The organism is Micromonospora sp. CA-259024, from assembly GCF_050936255.1.
Taxonomy (GTDB): Bacteria; Actinomycetota; Actinomycetes; order Mycobacteriales; family Micromonosporaceae; genus Micromonospora.
On the sequence record NZ_JBNJND010000002.1, the window covers coordinates 2,476,785 to 2,498,694 of the forward strand.

The 21,910-nt window shown below is 71.3% G+C and carries 20 protein-coding genes and 1 tRNA gene; 17 read left to right on the plus strand and 4 right to left on the minus strand.

All coding sequences use genetic code 11. The features are described 5' to 3' along the window. Position 1: 1 nt before the first annotated feature. On the minus strand, positions 2 to 1,171 hold the full coding sequence (locus ACQEUX_RS31125) for a hypothetical protein (RefSeq protein WP_433056096.1): 1,170 nt from the start codon (positions 1,169 to 1,171) through the stop codon (positions 2 to 4). Between the two features lie 158 nt (positions 1,172 to 1,329). On the opposite strand from ACQEUX_RS31125, the gene metG reads away from it, so the two are divergent. Next, positions 1,330 to 3,132, plus strand: coding sequence for a methionine--tRNA ligase (gene metG / locus ACQEUX_RS31130; RefSeq protein ID WP_433056099.1), 1,803 nt, complete (start codon positions 1,330 to 1,332; stop codon positions 3,130 to 3,132). Positions 3,133 to 3,175: 43 nt separating this feature from the next. Here the strand turns inward: metG and ACQEUX_RS31135 are convergent, their stop codons facing one another. Next, positions 3,176 to 4,423: a hypothetical protein gene (locus tag ACQEUX_RS31135; protein ID WP_433056102.1), complete on the minus strand. Its 1,248-nt coding sequence runs from the start codon at positions 4,421 to 4,423 to the stop codon at positions 3,176 to 3,178. Positions 4,424 to 4,656: 233 nt separating this feature from the next. Here ACQEUX_RS31135 and ACQEUX_RS31140 point away from each other — a divergent pair, with 233 nt between their 5' ends. The 7 genes from ACQEUX_RS31140 (at position 4,657) to ACQEUX_RS31170 (ending at position 10,832) form a co-directional block, all read left to right on the plus strand. Continuing rightward, a complete protein-coding gene (locus tag ACQEUX_RS31140) occupies positions 4,657 to 5,556 on the plus strand; it encodes a TatD family hydrolase (RefSeq protein WP_433057265.1) in 900 nt (299 codons plus the stop codon). A gap of 46 nt (positions 5,557 to 5,602) precedes the next feature. Beyond that, the gene (gene rsmA, locus ACQEUX_RS31145; protein WP_433056105.1) at positions 5,603 to 6,472 is read left to right on the plus strand and encodes a 16S rRNA (adenine(1518)-N(6)/adenine(1519)-N(6))-dimethyltransferase RsmA; all 870 of its coding nucleotides are present in this window, start codon (positions 5,603 to 5,605) and stop codon (positions 6,470 to 6,472) included. A gap of 9 nt (positions 6,473 to 6,481) precedes the next feature. After that, on the plus strand, positions 6,482 to 6,649 hold the full coding sequence (locus ACQEUX_RS31150; protein WP_433056108.1) for a hypothetical protein: 168 nt from the start codon (positions 6,482 to 6,484) through the stop codon (positions 6,647 to 6,649). Next, entirely contained in the window at positions 6,646 to 7,596 is a 951-nt protein-coding gene (locus tag ACQEUX_RS31155; protein WP_433056111.1) for a 4-(cytidine 5'-diphospho)-2-C-methyl-D-erythritol kinase, read from the plus strand. Before ACQEUX_RS31150 ends, ACQEUX_RS31155 begins: the two co-directional genes overlap by 4 nt. Positions 7,597 to 7,788: 192 nt before the next feature. Continuing rightward, complete coding sequence (locus ACQEUX_RS31160; protein ID WP_433056114.1) at positions 7,789 to 9,594, plus strand: ABC-F family ATP-binding cassette domain-containing protein; 1,806 nt, start codon at positions 7,789 to 7,791, stop codon at positions 9,592 to 9,594. A gap of 101 nt (positions 9,595 to 9,695) precedes the next feature. Beyond that, positions 9,696 to 10,151, plus strand: a complete 456-nt coding sequence (locus ACQEUX_RS31165) for a DUF4383 domain-containing protein (RefSeq protein ID WP_433056117.1) — start codon at positions 9,696 to 9,698, stop codon at positions 10,149 to 10,151. Positions 10,152 to 10,355: 204 nt separating this feature from the next. Then, positions 10,356 to 10,832 (plus strand): DUF4383 domain-containing protein, encoded by a 477-nt coding sequence (locus ACQEUX_RS31170; RefSeq protein ID WP_433056120.1) that lies wholly within the window; start codon positions 10,356 to 10,358, stop codon positions 10,830 to 10,832. A 6-nt stretch (positions 10,833 to 10,838) separates the two neighbouring features. On the opposite strand, the gene ACQEUX_RS31175 is transcribed toward ACQEUX_RS31170, so the two are convergent. Both ACQEUX_RS31175 and ACQEUX_RS31180 read right to left on the minus strand, forming a co-directional pair. Continuing rightward, complete coding sequence (locus ACQEUX_RS31175; RefSeq protein ID WP_433057267.1) at positions 10,839 to 11,537, minus strand: TetR/AcrR family transcriptional regulator; 699 nt, start codon at positions 11,535 to 11,537, stop codon at positions 10,839 to 10,841. A gap of 224 nt (positions 11,538 to 11,761) precedes the next feature. Then, positions 11,762 to 12,727: an acyl-CoA desaturase gene (locus tag ACQEUX_RS31180; RefSeq protein WP_433056123.1), complete on the minus strand. Its 966-nt coding sequence runs from the start codon at positions 12,725 to 12,727 to the stop codon at positions 11,762 to 11,764. A 514-nt stretch (positions 12,728 to 13,241) separates the two neighbouring features. Here ACQEUX_RS31180 and ACQEUX_RS31185 point away from each other — a divergent pair. From ACQEUX_RS31185 to ACQEUX_RS31225, 9 genes are all read left to right on the plus strand, one after another. Beyond that, positions 13,242 to 14,000 carry an SDR family NAD(P)-dependent oxidoreductase gene (locus tag ACQEUX_RS31185; RefSeq protein WP_433056126.1) on the plus strand — a complete coding sequence of 253 codons (759 nt, stop codon included), beginning with the start codon at positions 13,242 to 13,244 and terminating at the stop codon, positions 13,998 to 14,000. Between the two features lie 157 nt (positions 14,001 to 14,157). Continuing rightward, positions 14,158 to 14,229: transfer RNA gene (locus ACQEUX_RS31190), tRNA-Gln, on the plus strand. Positions 14,230 to 14,336: 107 nt separating this feature from the next. Next, complete coding sequence (gene glmU, locus ACQEUX_RS31195) at positions 14,337 to 15,872, plus strand: bifunctional UDP-N-acetylglucosamine diphosphorylase/glucosamine-1-phosphate N-acetyltransferase GlmU (protein ID WP_433057269.1); 1,536 nt, start codon at positions 14,337 to 14,339, stop codon at positions 15,870 to 15,872. Positions 15,873 to 15,929: 57 nt separating this feature from the next. Then, entirely contained in the window at positions 15,930 to 16,910 is a 981-nt protein-coding gene (locus tag ACQEUX_RS31200) for a ribose-phosphate diphosphokinase (protein WP_433056129.1), read from the plus strand. Positions 16,911 to 17,254: 344 nt separating this feature from the next. Continuing rightward, positions 17,255 to 17,944: a 50S ribosomal protein L25/general stress protein Ctc gene (locus ACQEUX_RS31205; RefSeq protein WP_433056132.1), complete on the plus strand. Its 690-nt coding sequence runs from the start codon at positions 17,255 to 17,257 to the stop codon at positions 17,942 to 17,944. 94 nt (positions 17,945 to 18,038) lie between these two features. Continuing rightward, a complete protein-coding gene (pth, locus tag ACQEUX_RS31210; protein WP_433056135.1) occupies positions 18,039 to 18,629 on the plus strand; it encodes an aminoacyl-tRNA hydrolase in 591 nt (196 codons plus the stop codon). Between the two features lie 137 nt (positions 18,630 to 18,766). Then, positions 18,767 to 19,597: an inositol monophosphatase family protein gene (locus ACQEUX_RS31215; protein ID WP_433056138.1), complete on the plus strand. Its 831-nt coding sequence runs from the start codon at positions 18,767 to 18,769 to the stop codon at positions 19,595 to 19,597. A 75-nt stretch (positions 19,598 to 19,672) separates the two neighbouring features. Next, the gene (gene cysD / locus ACQEUX_RS31220; protein ID WP_433056141.1) at positions 19,673 to 20,584 is read left to right on the plus strand and encodes a sulfate adenylyltransferase subunit CysD; all 912 of its coding nucleotides are present in this window, start codon (positions 19,673 to 19,675) and stop codon (positions 20,582 to 20,584) included. Further along, positions 20,584 to 21,879: a sulfate adenylyltransferase subunit 1 gene (locus ACQEUX_RS31225; RefSeq protein ID WP_433056144.1), complete on the plus strand. Its 1,296-nt coding sequence runs from the start codon at positions 20,584 to 20,586 to the stop codon at positions 21,877 to 21,879. The genes cysD and ACQEUX_RS31225 overlap by 1 nt, the downstream gene beginning before the upstream one ends. Positions 21,880 to 21,910: the final 31 nt, after the last annotated feature.

Here is a 21,910-nt window from a genome sequence, read left to right on the forward strand (position 1 = left end):
TTCACCAGGCGGCGACCAGGAAGCCGACGGTGATCAGCGCCGGGCCGGCGATGGCGGCGGCCACCGCCCACCGGCGGTGCCGCCGGCCGGGCACCCGGGCCGACCCGGTCCACCGGACGATGCCGGCGGTGCAGCCCAGCACCACCAGCAGACCGGGCAGCCAGCGCAGGTGCCGGCCCACGCCGGTGTCGGCGTACGCGCTGTCGGCGTCCGGGCCGGTCATCCGCGCCGGTAGCGCCGTACCGGGCGCGTCCCCTCCGGCGGGCACGCCGCCGACCCGTACACCGTGCGCCACGAACCGCCCGTCCTCCGTCGTGAAGATCCCCCGGCACCGTTGGGTGAGCCCGCCGCCGGTGCAGTCGTCGATCACCACCGTGCCGTCGCGGGCGTGCCCGACCGCGAGCCAGAACGGGCCTGCGCTGACCCAGGCGAAGAAGGCCGCGACCAGGCTCAGCGTCACCAGAGCGGCGAGCCCGGGCAGCGGATCCGGCGGTCGGGCCGTACGACTCGGCGCCCGGCGCCACGCCGGGCGGGAGCCCCGGTCCCGCTCCGGCGCCGGGTCCTCCCGGACCGGGGTGCCGTCCCAGTGCACCTGCTCGATCGGTGCCCAGAAGGCACCGTCGTCATCCGGCGTGTCGCCGTCGGGCTGGCGGCCCCGGTGCCGGCGACCCTGCTGCCGGACCGGCACTCGACGCGGCACCGCGTCCACCGGTGCCCCGGTCGTCGGCTCCACCTCGACGGCCTCCGCGCCGGGCTTCGCGGCGGCGGGTGCCGAGTCGGCCGTCGGGCCCGGTGAGCCGGGGCGGGCCGGGCTGGGTACGGGTGCCGCCGGGGTCGGACGGGCCGGGGTGGGCGCCGGCGCGGTCGGCGCGGGTCGGGCCGGGGTGGCGGCGAGATCCGCTGAGGCGTTCCGCCTCGGCGTGGCCGCCCGCCCCGGCGGCGAGGGCTGCTGCTCGTCCGGATCGGCGGGAGCGGGGCTCGGTCGTGGGGTGGGGCTCGGTCGTGGTTTGCTCGGTCGCGGCGTGGAGCCCGGTTCGGCGCCGGGCACCAGTCGGGGCTGGGGCGCGACCCCGGCACTCCGGGGCGCGGCGGACGCGGGCTCGGTCTCGTCGCCGACCGTCGGCCCGGTGGGACGGTTCTCGTGCTCCCGTGCCGCTCGTCTGCCAGTCACGACGTTCATTGCACACCCGCCCGGGAGGCGGAACGGGCAGCTGAGCCGCGTGTCGGCGACAAATCGGACCAATGGGCGGGGTGGTTGGCCCGGTCCGTCGGCCCGGCACCCCCCATTGGTTCGCGGGCGCACCGGACGGGTCACTAGGCTTGCTGCTCATGAGTCACGTTCTCGCGGCAGTGGCCTGGCCATACGCCAACGGCCCCCGCCATATCGGCCACGTCTCCGGTTTCGGCGTTCCCTCCGACGTCTTCGCCCGGTACATGCGGATGGCCGGCCACGACGTGCTCATGGTCTCCGGCACCGACGAGCACGGCACCCCGATCCAGGTGCAGGCCGACGCCGACGGGGTGACCCCGCGCGAGCTGGCCGACCGGTACAACAGGGTGATCGTCGAGGACCTGCACGGCCTGGGCCTCTCCTACGACCTGTTCACCCGCACCACCACCCGCAACCACTACTCCGTGGTGCAGGAACTGTTCGAGGGGATGTACCGCAACGGCTACATCGTGCCGAAGACCACCATGGGTGCCATCTCCCCGTCCACCGGGCGCACCCTGCCCGACCGCTACATCGAGGGCACCTGCCCGATCTGCGGGTACGACAGCGCCCGCGGCGACCAGTGCGACAACTGCGGCAACCAGCTCGACCCGATCGACCTGATCGACCCGAAGTCGCGGATCAACGGGGAAACCCCGAAGTTCGTCGAGACCGAGCACTTCTTCCTGGACCTGCCCGCCCTGGCCGAGGTGCTGCGGCAATGGCTGGACACCCGGGAGGGGTGGCGGCCCAACGTGCTGCGGTTCTCCCGCAACCTGCTCGACGACCTCCAGCCCCGGGCGATCACCCGCGACCTGGAGTGGGGCGTGCCGATCCCGCTGGACGGCTGGCGCGACCGGCCGGACAAGCGGATCTACGTCTGGTTCGACGCGGTGATCGGCTACCTGTCCGCCTCGATCGAGTGGGCCCGGCGCACCGGCGACCCGGAGGCGTGGCGCAAGTGGTGGTCCACCGACGGTGAAGGTAAGGACGCCCGGTCCTACTACTTCATGGGTAAGGACAACATCGTCTTCCACTCGGTGATCTGGCCGGCGCTGCTCTCCGGGTACTCCGGCGAGGGCTCCCGTGACGGTGAGCCGGGCGAGCTGGGTCGGCTCAACCTGCCCACCGAGGTGGTCTCCAGCGAGTACCTGACCATGGAGGGGCGCAAGTTCTCCTCGTCCCGCAAGGTGGTCATCTACGTCCGCGACTTCCTGGAGCGCTACGACGCCGACGCGCTGCGGTACTTCATCGCCGCCGCCGGCCCGGAGAGCAACGACACCGACTTCACCTGGGCCGAGTTCCTCCGCCGCAACAACGACGAACTGGTCGCCGGCTGGGGCAACCTGATCAACCGGTGCATCTCGATGGCCGCGAAGAACTTCGGGGCGATCCCGCCGGTCGACCCGGCCGGCCTCACCGAGGCCGACGAGGCGCTGCTCGCTACCTCCCGGGCCGGCTTCGCAGTCGTCGGCGACCTGATCGGCCGGCACCGGCAGAAGCAGGCGATCGGTGAGGCCATGAAGGTGGTCGCCGAGGCCAACAAGTACCTCTCCGAGCAGGCGCCGTGGAAGCTCAAGGACGAGGCGGACAAGCCCCGGATGGGCACCATCCTGCACGTCGCCCTCCAGGTGATCAGCGACGCCAACACGCTGCTCACCCCGTTCCTGCCGCACTCCGCGCAGCAGGTGCACGAGTTGCTCGGCGGCACCGGCGTGCACGCGCCCATGCCGGTCATCGAGCAGGTCGACGACCTCGACGGTGGTCCGGCGTACCCGGTGCTCACCGGGGACTACACGGTCGGCACGCGCTGGGAGTCGGTGCCGCTGGAGGCGGGCCGACCGCTGGCGACGCCGAAGCCGGTGTTCCGCAAGCTCGACCCGTCGATCGTCGACGAGGAACTGGCCCGGCTGGCCGACTGAGCACACGACGCGCGGCGGTGGGGCGCCCCACCGCCGCGCGTCGTCACATCGCGTACCGGGTGTCCATCACCTGGTCGTCGGTCACCTCGGCGCCCGGAGCCCACGCCTCGTAGACCCCCCGTTCGTGGCACTGCGCGCCGGTGGCGACCACCGCGTCCGGGTTCGGGTAGCGCAGTCGCATCCGCAGCCAACCGGCCTCCTCCCGCAGCACCAGGCACGGCACGCCCCGCCACTGGGCGAACCGGAGCCGGCGGGCCACCGCATCCACCGGGTACCGGGCCGCGCGGGTCATCGCCAGCACCCGGAACCCGCCCGGCAGGTCGGCCAGCGCCTCGTACTCGTTGTCGCCGTGTACGCCGACGAGTTGGGTGGAGCGCGGCGCGTCCCCGTTCGGCACGTACTCCTGGTCGGGGGAGAGACCTGGCACCCCGGCCAGCAGGTGCCGCCACTGCGGGCCCACCATCCGCAGCCACCCGCGCTGCTCGGCCTGGTAGGTGTAGAGCACCACCTCCGCCCCCTCCGCCGGGTAGGCGATCAGGGCGGCGTTCGCCGGCATCGGCAGGTCGGCGAAGTCCCGGGTGATGAACTCCGGGATGAGCTGACCGTTGCTGGGCAGGAAGCCGGTGCCCAGCACCGGCGGGCCGAGCCGGTCGCGGGATGCCAGCGCGGTCAGGCCGCGGTGCGCCTCACCCACCGGAACGTCGTAGTCACCCGGGTCGGACGCCCGCCAGCGCAGCGCGTACGCCACATCCGGGCCGTCCCGGCCGACCTCGCCGTCGGTGCGCAGCACCCTCGTCGCCGCCGGCGTACGCAGATGCGCCACGTCGTGCTCCCGGTAGCAGAAGCCGTGCGGCAGCCAGCCCCGCACGTACCCGGCGAGCTGCTGGGCGGAGAGCACCTTCACCATGCGGGTGCCCCGCCGGACCACCGCCGACGCGCGCGCGGCGGCCAGCATCGGGTCGCCCGCCGCGGCCGGCTGCTGGCTGAGCTGGTGCAGGTACGCCCAACCCCGCTCGCGGTGCGCCGGCATCATCAGCGGCGTCTCCGGCTCGTCGGCCGGTTCCGTCGCCCCGTGCACCGCGGTCACCTCGGTGACGTGCACGAATCGCCGCCACGGCAGGGCGCTGCCCGGTCGGGGCGCCCACTCGAAGCCGGCCACCTCGTCGGCGCTGAACAGTTCGTACGCGGCGCCTCGGGCGACCTCCTCGGCCGGGTACACACCGCCTCCGAACGCCACGTGCAGCCCGGCACGTTCGCCGGCGGCGCCGCCGACCTGGGGGGTGACGCTCATGCCGTCACCTCCCTCTGTTCGGTGAGATGCGGGCCGTCACGCTGTCGCGTCGGCCCGGTGGCGCATTCAGTCCGCTCATTGCCAGCACTCCGCTTCGCTCCGTGCTGTCGCTTCGCGCCACGCTGCTGTGCTACCGGTTCGCTCGCCGCGCTCGCTCGAGGGCGACGGTAGAGTTGCGCGGCGTAGTTGAGGTGAACGTCGGGTGGCGGGCGGATGGACAGGCCTGGTGTGTGATGCTGTCGCTGATGAGCGAGCCCACTGAATCCCGCCGAGAGCGTGCCGCCCGGCGGGCCGGAGAGTTTCCCCCCGCCCCTGAGCCGTTGCCCCGGCCGGTGCTGGACAGCCACACGCACCTGGACATCACGGTCAGCGAGGCCGGTGTGCCCGGCGGCGGGTCGGCCGACGACCCGGTTGCCGTGGCGATCGCGTTGGCCACCAAGGTCGGCGTGGATCGGCTGGTCCAGGTGGGGGTGGACGTCGCCTCCTCGCGGTGGGGCGCGGACACCGCCGACCGGCACCCCGCCGTGCTGGCCACCGTGGCGCTGCACCCGAACGAGGCGCCTCGGTTGACCGACCTCGACGAGGCGCTGCGGGAGATCGAGTCACTCGCCGCCCGCGACCGGGTCCGGGGGGTCGGCGAGACTGGAATGGACTTCTTCCGTACCGGGGACGAGGGGCGGGCCGCGCAGGAGGAGAGTTTCCGGGCGCACATCGCCATCGCCAAGCGGTACGGCAAGGCGCTGGTCATCCACGACCGGGACGCGCACGCCGACGTGCTGCGGATCCTCGACGACGAGGGCGCTCCGAGCACGGTGGTGCTGCACTGTTTCTCCGGTGACGCCGACTTCGCCCGCGAGTGTGTCCGCCGCGGCTACCTGCTCAGCTTCGCCGGCACGGTCACCTTCGGCAGCGCCAACGCCCTGCGCGAGGCCGCCGCGCTGACCCCGGTGGATCAGATCCTGGTGGAGACCGACGCCCCGTACCTCACCCCGACGCCGCACCGGGGCCGGCCGAACGCGTCATACCTGATTCCGCTCACCGTCCGCTCGCTCGCCGCGACCACCGGCACCGACCTCGACGAGTTGTGCGCGGCCATCTCCGCCACCGGCGACCGGGTCTTCGGCCCGTGGTGAGCCCGGCCCGACGGTCGGCCCTGACACCGCCGCTACGCTGCCAGCCATGACCGGTCTCCTCGGCCCGGCGGAGATCCGGGAACTCGCCGCCCGGCTGGGCGTCGCGCCCACCAAGAAGCTGGGCCAGAACTTCGTGCACGACCCGAACACCGTGCGCCGGATCGTCACCGCCGCCGGCCTGACCCCCGACGACGTGGCCCTGGAGGTCGGCCCCGGGCTCGGCTCGCTCACCCTGGGGCTGCTGCCGGTCGCCGGGCACGTGCACGCCGTGGAGATCGACCCGGTGCTCGCCGGGGCGCTGCCGGAGACCGTCGCGCGGCACGCCGGGGCGGACGCCGGTCGGCTCACCGTGCACCGCGCCGACGCGTTGCGCGTCGACGCGGCCGAGCTGGCCGACCCGCCGCCGACCGCGCTGGTGGCGAACCTGCCCTACAACGTGGCCGTGCCCGTGGTGCTGCACCTGCTCGCCGTGTTGCCCACCCTGCGGCACGGCCTGGTGATGGTGCAGAAGGAGGTCGCCGACCGGCTGGTCGCCGGTCCCGGCTCCAAGGTGTACGGCATTCCGTCGGTCAAGCTCGCCTGGTACGCCCAGGCCCGGGGCGCCGGCCGGGTGCCTCCGAACGTGTTCTGGCCGGTGCCGAACGTCGACTCCGGCCTCGTCGCCTTCACCTGCCACGAGCCACCCCGCACCGACGTGTCCCGGGAACGGGTCTTCGCCGTGGTCGACGCGGCGTTCGCGCAGCGACGTAAGACCCTGCGCGCCGCGCTGGCCGGTTGGGCCGGTGGCGCGGACCGGGCCGCCGCCGCGCTCACCGCGGCCGGCGTCGACCCCGGCGCCCGGGGGGAGTCGCTCACCGTCGAGCAGTTCGCGGCCATCGCCGCGTCGGCTCCGGTCGGTACGCCGGCCGCGAAGTAGGCTGACGTCGTGCCCGCCGAGATTCCGCACCACCGGCGGATCGCGCAGAGTCCGTTGCACGTGTACGCGTACGACCTGGTCGACGGCCGGTACGAGCTGGCCGCCGACTTCGCTGAGGAGCTGATCGTGGCCAAGCCGTTCGACATTCGTCTGCGCGTACGGGGCACCACCCCGTGACCGAGGCCTGGCGACCGGACGACGAGGACGAGCGGCGCGGGGCCATCGGGCCGGTGAAGGTCCGGGTGCCCGCGAAGGTCAACCTGCACCTGGGGGTGGGCCCGCTGCGCCGTGACGGCTACCACGAGCTGAACACCGTCTATCACGCCATCTCGATCTATGACGAGTTGACGGCCCGCCGGGGCGACACCCTCGCCCTGACGATGGAGGGCGAGGGCACCGGCGAGCTGGCGTTGGACGACTCCAACCTGGTGATCCGCGCGGCGCACGCCCTCGCCGGGTACGCGGGTGTGCTGCCGCACGCCCGACTGCACCTGCGCAAGCAGATCCCGCTTGCCGGTGGGTTGGCCGGCGGCAGCGCCGACGCGGCCGCCGCGCTGGTGGCCTGCGACGCGCTCTGGGGGACCGGGCTGTCCCGTGACGAGTTGGCCGGGATCGCCGCCGACCTCGGCTCCGACGTGCCGTTCCTGATCTATGGAGGCACCGCGCTGGGCACCGGTCGGGGCGAGGCGGTCAGCCCCGTGCTGGCCCGCCCCACCTCCTGGCACTGGGTGGTGGCGATCGCTGACAGCGGCCTCTCCACCCCGGCCGCCTACCGCGAGTTGGATCGGCTCCGCGACGCCGGCACCGCTGGTGCCCGGCTGGGCAGCACCGACGCGCTGCTCGGCGCGCTTCGCCAGCGCGACCCCCGGGTGCTCGCCCGTACCCTCGGCAACGATCTTCAGGACGCCGCGCTGGCCATGCGCCCGGCGCTGGCCGACACCCTCAAGGCCGGCGAGGCCGCCGGTGCGCTCGCCGGCATCGTCTCCGGCTCCGGCCCGACCTGCGTCTTTCTCGCCGCTGACGCGGCCCACGCCGAGCGGATCGCCACCGATCTGAGCACCGCCGGCGTGTGCCGGGAGGCGCGGGTCGCACACGGCCCGGTCGCCGGCGCCCGCGTCGGCTGACGGTATTCGAGATCCATCCCACGTCGGCGACGGGGGCGTGCCCCGCCGCTGCGGACATCCCCACCGCGCCGACCTGGAGATGACCCGGCCTCCGCCGGTGCCTCAGCGGGTGTCCGGGCCGTCCGCGTACCCTTGGGGCAGGCGTCCAGGTGCCCGCCGGCACCGGGACGCCTTGATCATGAAGGGTGGAACGTGGCGAACATCGTCAATCTGGACCGGGTGTCCAAGGGGTATGGCGCCGCGGGGCGGCTGCTCACGGACGTCTCGCTCGGCCTGGACGACGCCGACCGGATCGGCGTGGTCGGCCTCAACGGCGCCGGCAAGTCCACCCTGCTGCGGCTGCTCACCAAGCAGGAGGACCCCGACGACGGCCGGGTGACCCACCGTCGGGACCTGCGCGTGCTCTGGCTGCCGCAGCAGCTCACGCTCGCCCCCGACGCCACCGTCCGGGACGTCGTGCTCGGCACCGCCTGGCTCGCCGAGGGCATGGGCGCGGAGCACGAGTGGGCCGGCGACGCCGGGGTGCGCGCCATCCTCGACGGCCTCGGCATGCCGCACCTCGGCCTCGACCAGCCGGTCGGCCCGATGTCCGGTGGCGAACGGCGTCGAGTGGCACTCGCCGCGTTGCTCGTCCGCGACTCCGACCTGCTCATCCTCGACGAGCCCACCAACCACCTCGACGTCGGCGGTGTCGACTGGCTGGCCCGCCACCTGGTCGGCCGCAAGGGTGCCCTGGTCGTGGTCACGCACGACCGGTGGTTCCTGGACGCGGTCTGCACCACGACCTGGGAGGTCGCCGACCAGACCGTCCGCGCCTACGAGGGTGGCTTCGCCGCCTGGACCCTGGCTCGCGCCGAGCGCGAGCGCGTCGCCGCCGCCACCGAGGCCCGCCGGCAGAACCTGCTCCGCAAGGAGATCGCCTGGCTGCGCCGTGGCCCGCCGGCCCGGACCTCCAAGCCCCAGTTCCGCATCGACGCCGCGAACGCGTTGATCGCCGACGTGCCGCCGGCGCGCGACACCATGTCCCTGCAGCGCATGGCCACCTCCCGCCTCGGCAAGCAGGTGTACGACCTGGAGAACGTCGAGCTGCACGCCGGGCCCAAGGAGATCCTGCGCGACGTCACCTGGCTGGTCGGCCCGGGCGACCGGATCGCCATCCTCGGTGCCAACGGCGCCGGTAAGACCACGCTGCTGCGGATGCTCGCCGGCATCACCCGCCCCGATGGTGGCCGGCTCGGCACCGGCTCCACCGTGCGGCCCGCGTTCCTCTCACAGGAGCTCGCCGAGCTGCCCGGGCACCTGCGGGTGCTCGAAGCCGTCGAGGAGGTCGCCCGTCGGGTGCAGCTCGGCGACCGGGAGGTCTCGGCCGCGCAGCTCGCCGAGGTGTTCGGCTTCGACGACCGCCGGCTCTGGACCCCGGTCAGTGACCTCTCCGGTGGGGAACGCCGCCGGTTGCAGATGCTGCGGTTGCTCGCCGGCGAGCCCAACGTGCTGCTCTTCGACGAGCCCACCAACGACCTGGACACCGACACCCTCGCCGCGCTGGAGGACCTGCTCGACTCGTGGCCCGGCACGATCATCGTGGCGAGTCACGACCGTTACCTGATCGAGCGGGTCACCGACACGGCGTACGGGATGTTCGGCGACGGTCGGCTGGTGCACCTTCCGGGCGGTGTCGACGAGTACCTCGCCCGGACCGCGGAGCGGGCCGGCACCACCCGGGTCGGAGCCAACCCGACCGCCGTGCCCACCGGCCCGAGCGGGAGCGGCATGTCCGCCGCCGAGGTCCGGCAGGCCCGCAAGGAGCTGACCCGGCTGGAACGCCAGCTCGGCAAGCTCGACCAGCGCGAGGCCACGCTGCTCGGTCAGCTCGCGGCGGACGCCACCGACTACGCCCGGGTCGCCGAGTTGGACACCCAGCTCAAGGATCTGCGCGCCGAGCGGGAGCGGATCGAGGAGAGCTGGATGACCCTCGCCGAGGATCTGCCGGAGAGCTGACCGGGCCAGGCGCGCCGTCCGGGGACCGTGTGCGGCGTCACAGCGCCACATGCGAGACAATCGTCGGCGACACCTCACCCCACGGCGTTGGAGACACAGACATGGCTCACACCCCCGTCAACCACCCCGCGCGGCCGATCTACCGGGCGATCGGCGGGCTGACCGGTCTGTACCTGGTCGTCTTCGGCGTGCTCGGCATCATCACGAGCACCGGCAGCGAGATCCTCGCCCAGGACGACACCCGGGTCCTCGGTCAGGGCACCAACCTCGGCTTCTCGCTGCTCAGCGTGCTGCTCGGGCTCGTCGTGCTGGCCGGCACCGCGCTCGGGCGCAACATCGACGTGGCGATCAACCAGTGGCTGGCGTACGCCCTGATGGTGATCAGCCTGGCCGGTCTCGCGTTCATCCGGACCGACGCCAACTTCTTCAACTTCAGCATCGCCACCGTGATCGTGGTGATGACGGTCGCCCTGGTGCTGCTCATGGTCGGCATGTACGGCAAGGTCGGGTCGAAGGAGGAGGCGGAGGCCTTCCAGAAGGCTCGCCTCGTGCTCTGAGCTTTCCTTGGTTGCGGCGGTGGTTTTCGCCGGAGCCGAGCTGCTCCGGGCGGTCAGGCTTGATCCCTGCGCAGCTCGGGCTCCGGCGAAAACCTGACCGGGTCCGGCCTTCGGCGGACCGCTTCAGCTTTGTGGTTCTTCGGACAGTTGGCTCTGCCTTGGGTGACAATCCTCCTGAAACGGTCGATTCAGGGGGTCTGGGGTATGCCGCATTTTCCGGTGAACCATCCGGCACGACCGCTGTACCGGGTCCTCTCCGGTCTGATCGGCGTCTACATCCTGGTCTTCGGCGTCTGGGGTGTCGCCGAGACGATCGGCGACCCGCTCTTTGACCGGGGCAGCCACTGGGCCCTCGGGCTGCGGACGAACCTGGCCTTCTCGCTCGCCTCGGTGATCTTCGGAATCGTCCTGATCATCGGGGCGTCCCGGCGCACCAACCTCGGCCACTACATGAACCTCACCGCCGGCGTGGTGTTCCTGGTTACCAGCATCCTGATGATGTCCGTGCTGCAGACCGAGGCGAACTTCCTCAACTTCTCGATGTCGACAGTGGTTGTGTCGATGCTGTTCGGCCTGGTCCTGCTCGGCACCGGCCTCTACGACAAGGTCGGCCCTCCGGAGCACGCAGAGGCGGAGCTGGAGCACCGCAAGCACCCGGTGGCCGACGTGCACCGCCGCTGATCGGGGTCAGCGACGCCGGGCGGTGATCAACGTCGGCTTCGCCTCCAGGTGCGACAACCCGTTCCAGGCCAGGTTGACGAGGTGCGCCGCCACCGTCTCCTTGCGCGGCTTGCGCACCTCCAGCCACCAACTGCCGGTCAACGCCACCATGCCCACCAGCGCCTGCGAGTAGAGCTCGGCGAGCTTCGGGTCGTACCCGCGGCTCTTGAACTCGGCGCCCAGGATGTGCTCGACCTGGTGCGCCACGTCGTTCATCACGCTGCTGAAGGTGCCCGTCGCGGACATCAGCGGCGACTCGCGGACCAGCACCCGGAACCCGCTGGTCTCCTCCTCGATATAGCCCAGAAGGGCCATCGCCGCCTGCTCCAGCAGCTCCCGTGGATGCCCGGCGGTCAACGCCGTGGTGATCCGGTCCAGCAGGGCCCGGACCTCCCGGTCCACCACCACCGCGTAGAGCCCCTCCTTGCCGCCGAAGTGCTCATACACCACCGGCTTGGAGACCTTGGCGCGCGCTGCCACCTCCTCGATCGAGGTGGCATCGAAGCCGCGCTCGGCGAAGAGCTGCCGACCGGTCGCGATCAACTGCTCTCGTCGCTGGGCCGCCGACATCCGGACCCGCGAGGCGGGTTTGGGTTTGGGTGCCGGGGCCGGCTTCGGTGCCGCGGTTGCCCGCCGGCCCTCGGCCGCGTTGTTGACCTCGGGCATGTCGCCGCCTCGCTGGCGCTCGGTGACGCCCTGCCGTGGGATGGTGCCTCCGCTGTGCCCGTTCACGTCGTCGCCTCACTGACGGGCGGTCCGACCGCCCTGCCGCGCCGTCCGACCGAGCCCGGATCGGGCCCGGCTGTCCGGCCACCGAGCTGTCCGGTCCCCCCGCGTCGCTCGGTCACCCAGCCATCCTGCCAGGCGGCATCCCGGTGCACCGCCCGGTTTTACCGGGGTGCGACCGGCTTCACCAGCTTGGCGGCGAGGCGCTCCGGCTTCGGCCAGCGCACCTGCGTCGCCGCGCCGACCTTCTCGAACAGCCAGATCACCCGGGCCGAGATGTCCACCTGACCACGCAGCACGCCGTGTCGGGCGCTGGTCGGGTCGGCGTGGTGCAGGTTGTGCCAGCTCTCGCCGAACGACAGGATCGCCAGCGGCCAGAAGTTCGACGCCCGGTCGCCCTGGCGCATCGCGAACGGACGCTCGCCGTAGACGTGGCAGACCGAGTTGATCGCCCAGGTCACGTGGTGCAGCAGGCCGATCCGGACCAGCCCGGCCCAGAAGAACGCGGTCAGCGCGCCCTGCCACGACCAGGTCACCAGGCCGCCGATCAGCGCGGGGCCGAGCAGCGAGATGGCCACCAGCGCGGGGAAGAGCCGGTCGACCCGACTGATGTCCCGGTCGGCGATGAGGTCCGGCGCGAAACGCTCGCGATTGGACAGTTCGCGACGGAACAGCCAGCCCACGTGCGCGTGGAACAGGCCCCGGGTCAGGGCCCAGAAGCTGGTGCCGAAGCGCCACGGGGAGTGCGGGTCGCCCTCCAGGTCGGAGAATGCGTGGTGCCGCCGGTGGTCGGCGACCCACTGGATGATCTCGCCCTGCACCGCCAGCGAACCCGCGACCGCCAGCGTCACCCGCAGCCACCGCTTGGCCTTGAACGAGCCGTGCGTGAAGTAGCGGTGGAAGCCGACTGTGATGCCGAGCCCGGAGACGACGTACCAGACCAGGCCGATGATCACGTCCGTCCAGCCCAGCCAGCCACCCCAGGCCACCGGCACGGCGACCAGCAGGGCGACGAAGGGAATCACCACGAAAGCCCAGAGGGCGGCCAGGATTCCCGGGGACTGGCTGCCGTCGGTGAGTGGTTTGGGGCCGGGTCCGGCGGTGTTGGGTTCGAGCAGAGCGGTGGACATGGCACCTCGCAGAGGGGACGGGAGCGATCACGAAGCTACGCCTACGTCACCGTAACTTACGGCACCGTAGATCGCACGGGGAAGTTTCCGAACGCCCCTGCAGCGTCCTGCTGAGGCGCAGGTCAGAGCCCTTATTTCGGCTGCGGTCGGTGGCCCGCTCGGCCCGTCACGGCAGGGTCGATGCGGCGCGGGCGGATCGCGCTGGGCAGTCGGGTGGCATCGAAGCTCGGCGGTACGCCGAACTGCCGGCGGTACTCCCGGCTGAACTGGGCCGGCTCGACCGTCGAGATCAGCAGGCCCTCGACGGGGGTGATGCCGTCCGGGCGGGCGGGGCGTGTGGTTCGCAGCGGTGCACACCTCGATTGAGCATCCGGACTGCGTCCCGGCAATGAGAGGATCAGGCAAGAGATAGCGAGCATCTGCCTATCAGTTCCACTGCTCAGAATGGTTTTCTGGGGTCAGTCAAATTCCCCGGAGCAACCGGCTGCTCCACAAATGAACAGGTAGGGCAATCATGCGGGTCGCAATCGTCACCGGTGCCAGCTCGGGCATCGGGCAGAGTGCAGCCATCCAGCTCGCCAAGCGCGGGTCCGGGGTGATCCTGACCTACGGCAACAACCAGCCCGGAGCGCTGGAAACCGTGGCGGCCATCGAAGAGGAGGGTGGCACGGCTGTCGCGCTGCCGCTGGACGTCGGCCGCAGCGAGACCTTCCCGGCTTTCCGTGAGTCGGTCGTCGCGGCGCTGCGGGGCACCTGGCAGCGGGACACCTTCGACTCCCTGGTCAACAACGCCGGGCTCGCGCGGATGGCGATGTTCGAGGACACCTCGGAGGAGCTGTTCGACACCGTCATGCGGGTCCTGCTCAAGGGACCGTTCTTCCTGACCCAGGCCTTGCTGCCGCTGCTGGCCGACGGCGGCGCGATCGTCAACACCACGAGCAACTCGGCGATGGCCTCCGGGCTGGAGCCCGGCTACTCCGCATACGCCTCGATGAAGGGCGGCCTCATCGTGCTGACCCGGTACATGGCCAAGGAGTTCAGCAACCGCGGCATCCGGGTCAACTCCGTCGCCCCGGGCTCCACCCGGACCCGGCTCGCCGACAACGCCTTCGAGCGGTTCCCCGAGGTGATCCCGCTGCTCGCCGCGAAGACCGCCCTCGGTCGCGTGGGCGAGCCGGACGACATCGGCATGGTGATCGCCACGCTGCTCGGCGAGGAGGGCCGCTGGATCACCGCCCAGAACATCGAGGTCGCCGGCGGGTACAACCTCTAGACGGCCGGTTCACGACCTCCGGGCCGCGGCCGGACGGCCCGCCCCGGGCGGGCCGTCCGGCCGTCGGGGCGGAATGAGCGGTGGCGTCCGGCGACTGGGGCGCTAAGGTGTACCGGCGGGATGCCCCATCCCTGATGCGACGTGCTCGCGTCGCTGATCGGCCGTGGTGTAATTGGCAACACCCGGGTCTTTGGTACCCGTATTTCAGGTTCGAACCCTGGCGGCCGAGCTGCCCATCTACGTCCGTTTTAGGTTCCAGTGGGGGTAACAGGGGAACGTGCCGGGCCCCGCGGTTAGCATGGCCGCGAGAGTGTCCGCCGTCCCGACGGGAGCCACATCGTGCCCCAGCCTCACCTTCGTACCGTCGTCGTACTCGCCGCCGGTGAGGGCAAGCGGATGAAGTCGACACTGCCCAAGGTGCTGCACCCCCTGCTCGGTCGGACGCTGCTCGGTCACGTGCTGAGCGCCGCCGCGCCGCTGGCCGCGGACCGCACCGTCGTCGTGGTGGGGCACGGTGCTGACCAGGTCCGAGCACACCTGGCCGAGGTCGCCCCGGACGCCACGCCTGTGCTCCAGGCCGAGCAACTCGGCACCGGGCACGCCGTACGGATCGCGTTGGAATCCGTAGCCGACGGTGCCGGCACGGTCGTGGTGATCAACGGAGACGTACCCCTGCTGCGGCCCGAGACGGTGGGCGCGCTGGTGACCGCACACGAGGAGGCCGCCGCGGCGGCCACGGTGCTGGCCGCCGAGGTGCCCGACCCGACCGGCCTGGGGCGGATCGTCCGGGACGCCGACGGTCGGCTTGAGCAGATCGTCGAGGAGCGCGACGCCGACGCGACCCAGCGCGCGATTCGCGAGATCAACGCCGGCATCTACGCGTTCGACGCGGTGCGGCTGCGCGCGGCGCTGGGCAAGCTCTCCACCGACAACGATCAGGGCGAGGAGTACCTGACCGACGTCTTCGGGCTGCTCCGCTCGGCCGGCGAGCCGGTCGCGGTGCACGTGGCCGTCGACCACGTGGAGACGTTGGGCTGCAACGACCGGGTGGAGTTGGCTTCGCTACGCCGTCTGCTGCGCGACCGGGTCAACGAGGCGTGGATGCGTACCGGCGTCAGCCTGCTCGACCCGGCGACCACCTGGATCGACGTGACCGTCGCACTCGACCGGGACGCGGTCGTCGACCAGAACACCCAGCTGCGCGGCGGCACGGTGGTCGGCTCCGGCGCGTTGATCGGGCCGGACGTGACACTCGTCGACACCGTGGTCGGCCCCGGTGCGTCGGTGGTCCGCAGTCACGCGGTCGGCGCCGAGATCGGCGAGGGCGCCAGCGTCGGGCCGTACGCGTACCTGCGGCCGGCGGCGCGGCTGGCCGACAAGGCGAAGGTCGGCACGTTCGTCGAGGTGAAGAACTCGCAGATCGGCGCCGGCTCGAAGGTGCCGCACCTGACGTACGTCGGCGACGCGACGATCGGCGAGCAGACCAACATCGGGGCCGCCTCGGTCTTCGTCAACTACGACGGAGTCAACAAGCACCGCACGGTGATCGGCAGCCACGCGCGGACCGGCGCGGACAACATGTTCGTGGCGCCGGTCGAGGTGGGCGACGGCGCGTACACGGCGGCCGGTTCGGTGATCGTGGACGACGTGCCGGCGGGCGCGATGGGTGTCGCCCGGGCGCGCCAGCGCAACATCGAGGGCTGGGTGGTGAAGCGGCGTGCCGGCACGGCCGCGGCGGAGGCCGCGCAGCGAGCCGGCGACGCGAAGGGTGCGTCGGAGGTGGCCGGCGCCGCAAGCGACAGTGAGGCAATGCACGGGGTGGCCGAGACGGTGGGCGGCGCATCCGGCACGGGAGATACTGCAACCGAATAGTCCCGACCCACCACCACCGGGTCGCGTACCGCCGACAAAACGGGAGCAGACGGGCCCATGGGCAGCATCGTCGCCGAAAACCGCAAAAGCCTGATGCTCTTTTCCGGACGTGGCTTTCCGGAGCTGGCCAAGGAGATCGGTGAGGTGCTCGGCGTGGCGCCGACCCCGGCCGACGCGTACGAGTTCGCCAACGGCGAGCTCTTCGTACGTTTCAAGGACTCGGTGCGTGGTTCGGACGCCTTCGTGGTGCAGTCCGTCACGCACGGGGTGAACACCTGGGTCATGGAGACCCTGATCATGGTGGACGCGCTGAAGCGGGGGTCGGCCAAGCGGATCACCGTGGTGCTGCCGTTCTACCCGTACGCGCGGCAGGACAAGAAGCACCGGGGTCGGGAGCCGATCTCGGCCCGCCTGGTGGCGGACCTGTTGAAGACCGCCGGCGCGAACCGCATCCTCACCGTCGACCTGCACACCGCGCAGATCCAGGGCTTCTTCGACGGCCCGGTGGACCACCTCTTCGCGATGGACATCCTGGCGGAGTACGTGGAGCACAAGTACGCCGGCCGACCGATGACCGTGGTGGCACCGGACTCGGGCCGGGTACGGGTGGCCGAGCGGTGGACCGACCGGCTGGGCGGCTGCCCGCTCGCGTTCATCCACAAGACCCGTGACCCGATGAAGCCGAACCAGGTCGTGGCGAACCGGGTGGTCGGCGAGGTGGAGGGCCGGGTCTGTCTGATCGTCGACGACATGATCGACACCGGTGGCACGATCGCCAAGGCCGCCGCCATCCTCAAGGAGTCGGGGGCGGCGGAGATCGTGGTCGCATCCACCCACGCGCTGCTGTCCGACCCGGCCACCGAGCGGCTGAAGAACAGCTCGATCAGCGAGATCGTGGTGACCAACACGCTGCCGCTGCCACCGGAGAAGCAGTTGGACAAGCTGACCGTGCTGTCGATCGCCCCGCTGCTGGCGCGGGCGATCCGGGAGGTCTTCGACGACGGTTCGGTGACCACCCTCTTCGGTGGCCTGAGCTGAGCCTCGCGTGGCGATGAGCCCCGTTTCCGCCACTCGGCGCGCCGGTGGGGGCGGGGCTGTCAAACTGGTGGAAACGGGGCCGGCGTGCTGGTGGGAGCACCACCGACGCGCCGGTCTGGAGCCGTGATCGGGGACTGCCGGAAACCCTGGAAACAGCTCGGGTAGACTAGTGCGGTTGCCACGGCGAGGGTGCCCGGCGGGCCGCTGAAAAGCGCCGCACGGAGGCACCGTCATCGACGCGGTGCTCCGGGCAGTCGTTCATGACGCATGAGCCCCAGCGAGCCCCTCGCCCCAGCACCGCCAGACGACAAGCCGCCGCAGCGAAAAGCATCAGGAGTTTCCCCGTGTCCGAGGTAAAGATCAGCGCCGAGCCCCGCACCGAGTTCGGCAAGGGTGGTGCCCGCCGTACCCGCCGGGCCGGCAAGGTGCCCGCCGTGCTGTACGGCCACGGCGAGAAGCCCAAGCACATCGCGCTGCCGTCGCGGGAGTTCGCCGCGGCGATCCGCAAGGGCGGTGCCAACCAGCTCTTCGCGATCGACATCACCGACGGCACCCAGGTGCTCGCGCTGCCGAAGGCGATTCAGCGCGACCCGATCAAGGACAGCTTCGAGCACGTCGACCTGATCCTGGTCCGTCGGGGCGAGAAGGTCACCGTCGAGGTCCCGGTGCAGCTGGTCGGCGAGGCCGCGAAGGACACCCTGATCGTGCACGACCACGACACCCTCTCGGTGACCGCCGACGCCACCAAGGTGCCGGACCACCTGGAGGCGTCGATCGAGGGCCTGGAGGCGGGCACCCAGGTGACCGCCGGCGACGTCAAGCTGCCGGCCGGCGTCGAGCTCGCCGCCGACTCGGAGCTGACCGTCGCGTCGGTGACCGCCGCCCCCACCGCCGAGCAGCTCGAGGCGACCCTGCCCGAGGTCGAGGCCGCCACCGACGAGGCCGAGGCCGAGGTCGGCGAGACCACCGAGGGTTCCGAGGGCGCGGACGCCCCCGAGGGCGACGAGACCACCGAGGCGCGCACCGAGGCCTGATCGGTTCGTACTGTGCGACAGGCGCCCCCGAGGGTTCGGGGGCGCCTGTCGGCGTATCGGGAGTCGGTGGGACGGACGTCGGGAGGGGCGGGTCGTGACGGACGAGGCGGGGCCGTGGCTGGTGGTCGGCCTGGGCAACCCAGGTCGGGAGTACGCCGGCAACCGGCACAACGTCGGGTTCATGGTGGCCGATCTGCTGGCCGGGCGGATGAGCGCGCGGTTCGGCCGGCACAAGCGGGCGGTGGCCGAGGTCACCGAGGCTCGACTGGGGTTCGGTGGGCCGAAGCTGGTGCTGGTGAAGCCACTGACGTACATGAACCTCTCCGGTGGGCCGGTGGCGGCGCTGGCGCAGTTCTACAAGGTGCCGGCGACGCAGGTGATCGCGGTCCACGACGAGTTGGACATCGGGTTCGGTCAGGTGCGGGTCAAGTTCGGCGGCGGCGAGGGCGGGCACAACGGCTTGCGCTCGATGTCGAAGTCGTTGGGCACGAAGGACTACGCCCGGGTGCGGTTCGGCGTCGGCCGACCGCCGGGCCGGCAGGACCCGGCGGATTATGTGCTGTCGGATTTCGGCGCGGCGGAGCGCAAGGAGCTGGATTTCCTGGTGGACCGGGCCGCCGACGTGGTGGAGTCGGTGATCGTCAAGGGCGTGGAGCCGACGCAGAACCTCTACCACGGGGGCTGAGCCGGGCGGGGCGTACCGCATCGGAAAGGGTCGGCCGGTAGTCTGCGCCTTTCGACGTGCCACGACCGGCGACGCGGGTCGCGGCCAATCGCTCCGTGCGGGCACGGGTCGCGCGGCGAGGCGACGGGAGCGGGCAGATGAGCAATCCTCCGATGATCGATGGCGCGTTCGCCCGATGGTTGGCGTCCCGGGCCGGGCAGGCGCTGCTCGACCTGCGCACGGAGATGGGTTTCGCGGACACCGGCGCGCTGAAGTCGGCCGGGGACAAGGTGTCGCACGACCTGATCCGCACGGAGTTGGCGAAGTGGCGGCCGGGCGACGCGGTGCTCTCCGAGGAGGACGAGGGGTCCCGGCTGGCCTGGGCGGCGGAGGTGAACACCGGAGCGGTGTCCCGGTTGACCGCGGACCGGGTGTGGATCATCGACCCGTTGGACGGCACCCGGGAGTTCTCCGAGGAGGGCCGCTCGGACTGGGCGGTGCATGTGGCGCTCTGGGCGCGTGACGCGCCGAGCCCGCACGGGCTGGCCGCCGGGGCGGTCGGGCTGCCGGCGCAGCACCGGGTGCTGGGCACGGACTACCCGCCGGCTTATCCACCGATGACGGTGGAGGCGGCGACGGCCGGCGAGCGGAAGATCCGCCTGGCGGCGAGCCGGAGCCGGCCGCCCGTCTTCCTCACCGACCTGGCCGAGGACGTCGGGGCGCACCTGGTGCCGATGGGCTCGGCCGGGGCGAAGATCGCTGCCGTGGTCACCGGCGAGGTGGACGCCTACATTCACGCCGGTGGGCAGTACGAGTGGGACTCGGCGGCCCCGGTCGCTGTGGCGACGGCCACCGGACTGCACGCTTCCCGGATCGACGGTTCTGCGCTGAAATACAACGAGGCGGATCCGCGGCTGCCCGACCTGCTGGTCTGTCGCAAGGATCTCGCCACTCGGTTGCTTGCAGCGCTGCAGAGACATTCCGGGTAGCCTGAGCGCACTTTCTTGACATGCCCGACGGGAAAGGTCTGGAAATCGGATGAGCGAGCGAATCGAGCCGGTGTCATGACCACCCCCGCGGCCTACCGGTTCTCCCACCTGGACGCCCTGGAGGCGGAGAGCATCTTCGTGATGCGCGAGGTGGTCGCCGAGATGGAACGACCGGTGATGCTCTTCTCCGGCGGCAAGGATTCGATCGTCATGCTGCGGCTGGCGCAGAAGGCGTTCGCCCCGGCCAACATCCCCTTCCCCGTCATGCACGTCGACACCGGGCACAATTTCCCCGAGGTCCTGGAATACCGCGACCAGCGGGTCGCCGAGTTGGGGTTGCAGCTCGTGGTGGCGAGCGTGCCGGCGGCCCTGGCGAGCGGCATGGTCCGGGAGCCCGGTGACGGGACGCGCAACCGGATCCAGACGCCGGTGCTGCTGGACGCGGTGGAGAAGCACCGCTTCGACGCCCTGTTCGGTGGCGCCCGCCGGGACGAGGAGAAGGCTCGGGCGAAGGAGCGGGTGTTCAGCTTCCGCGACGAGTTCGGCCAATGGGATCCGAAGAACCAGCGTCCGGAGCTGTGGTCGCTCTACAACGGCCGGCATCACCCGGGCGAGTCGATCCGGGTCTTCCCGCTGTCCAACTGGACCGAGCTGGACGTCTGGCACTACATCGCCCGGGAACGCATCCCCCTGCCCTCGATCTACTACGCGCACGAGCGCGAGGTGATCGAGCGGGACGGCATGTTCTACGCCGTCAACGAGTTCTTCCGCCCGCGGGCGGGCGAGGAGCGGTTCAAGGCACAGGTGCGCTATCGCACCGTGGGCGACGCCTCCTGCACCGCCGCGGTCCGTTCCGACGCGGACACCGTGGAGAAGGTCATCGAGGAGGTGGCTGCCACCCGGATCACCGAGCGTGGCGCGACCCGTGGTGACGACCGGGTCAGCGAGGCCGCCATGGAGGACCGCAAGCGGGAGGGCTACTTCTGATGAGCACCGAGATCGTGGCTCCGGCCGCTGACGCCCGGGCGATGGACCTGCTGCGGTTCGCCACCGCCGGCAGCGTGGACGACGGGAAGTCGACCCTGATCGGTCGGCTGCTCTACGACACCAAGTCGCTCTTCACCGACCAGTTGGCCGCGGTGGAAGCGGTCAGCGCGGCCCGCGGTGACGAATACACCAACCTGGCGTTGCTCACCGACGGTCTGCGTGCCGAGCGGGAGCAGGGCATCACCATCGACGTGGCGTACCGCTACTTCGCCACCCCCCGGCGCAAGTTCATCATCGCCGACACCCCCGGGCACATCCAGTACACGCGCAACATGGTCACCGGGGCGTCCACCGCCGACCTGGCGCTGATCCTGGTGGATGCGCGCAAGGGCCTGGTCGAGCAGTCCCGCCGGCACGCGTTCCTGTGCTCCCTGTTGCGGGTGCCGCACCTGGTCCTCTGTGTCAACAAGATGGACCTGGTGGACTGGTCGCAGGACGTCTACGAGCGGATCGCCGACGAGTTCACCGCGTTCGCCGCGAAGCTCGACGTACCGGACCTGACCGTGGTGCCGATCTCCGCGTTGCGCGGCGACAACATCGTCGCCCGATCCGAGAACATGCCCTGGTACGAGGGCCCGTCGCTGCTGCACCACCTGGAGCGGGTGCACATCGCGAGCGACCGCAACCTGGTCGACGTCCGGTTCCCGGTGCAGTACGTGATCCGTCCGCAGTCCACCACGATCACCGACTACCGCGGTTACGCCGGTCAGGTCGCCTCCGGCATCCTCAAGCCGGGTGACGAGGTGATGGTGCTGCCCTCCGGCTTCACCAGCCGGATCGCCGCCGTGGAGACCGCCGACGGGCCGGTCACGGAGGCGTTCCCGCCCATGTCGGTGACGGTACGACTGGCCGACGAGATCGACATTTCACGGGGCGACTTGATCTGCCGGCCGAACAACGCACCGGCGGTGGCCCAGGACATCGAGGCGATGGTGTGCTGGATGGACGAGACGGCCCCTCTGCGGGTCGGCGGCCGGTACGCGATCAAGCACACCACCCGGTCGGCGCGGGCGATCGTGCGCGGGCTGCACTACCGGTTGGACATCAACTCACTGCACCGTGACGAGTCGGCGGACGAGCTGCGGCTCAACGAGATCGGCCGGGTGCGGCTGCGCACCACGGTGCCGCTGCTGGCCGACGAGTACCGCCGCAACCGCACCACCGGAGGCTTCGTCATCATCGACGAGACCACCAACCGCACGGTGGGCGCCGCCATGATCGTCGAAGCCGCCTAACCAGAACCCGTCCCACCCCACCCCACTCCGC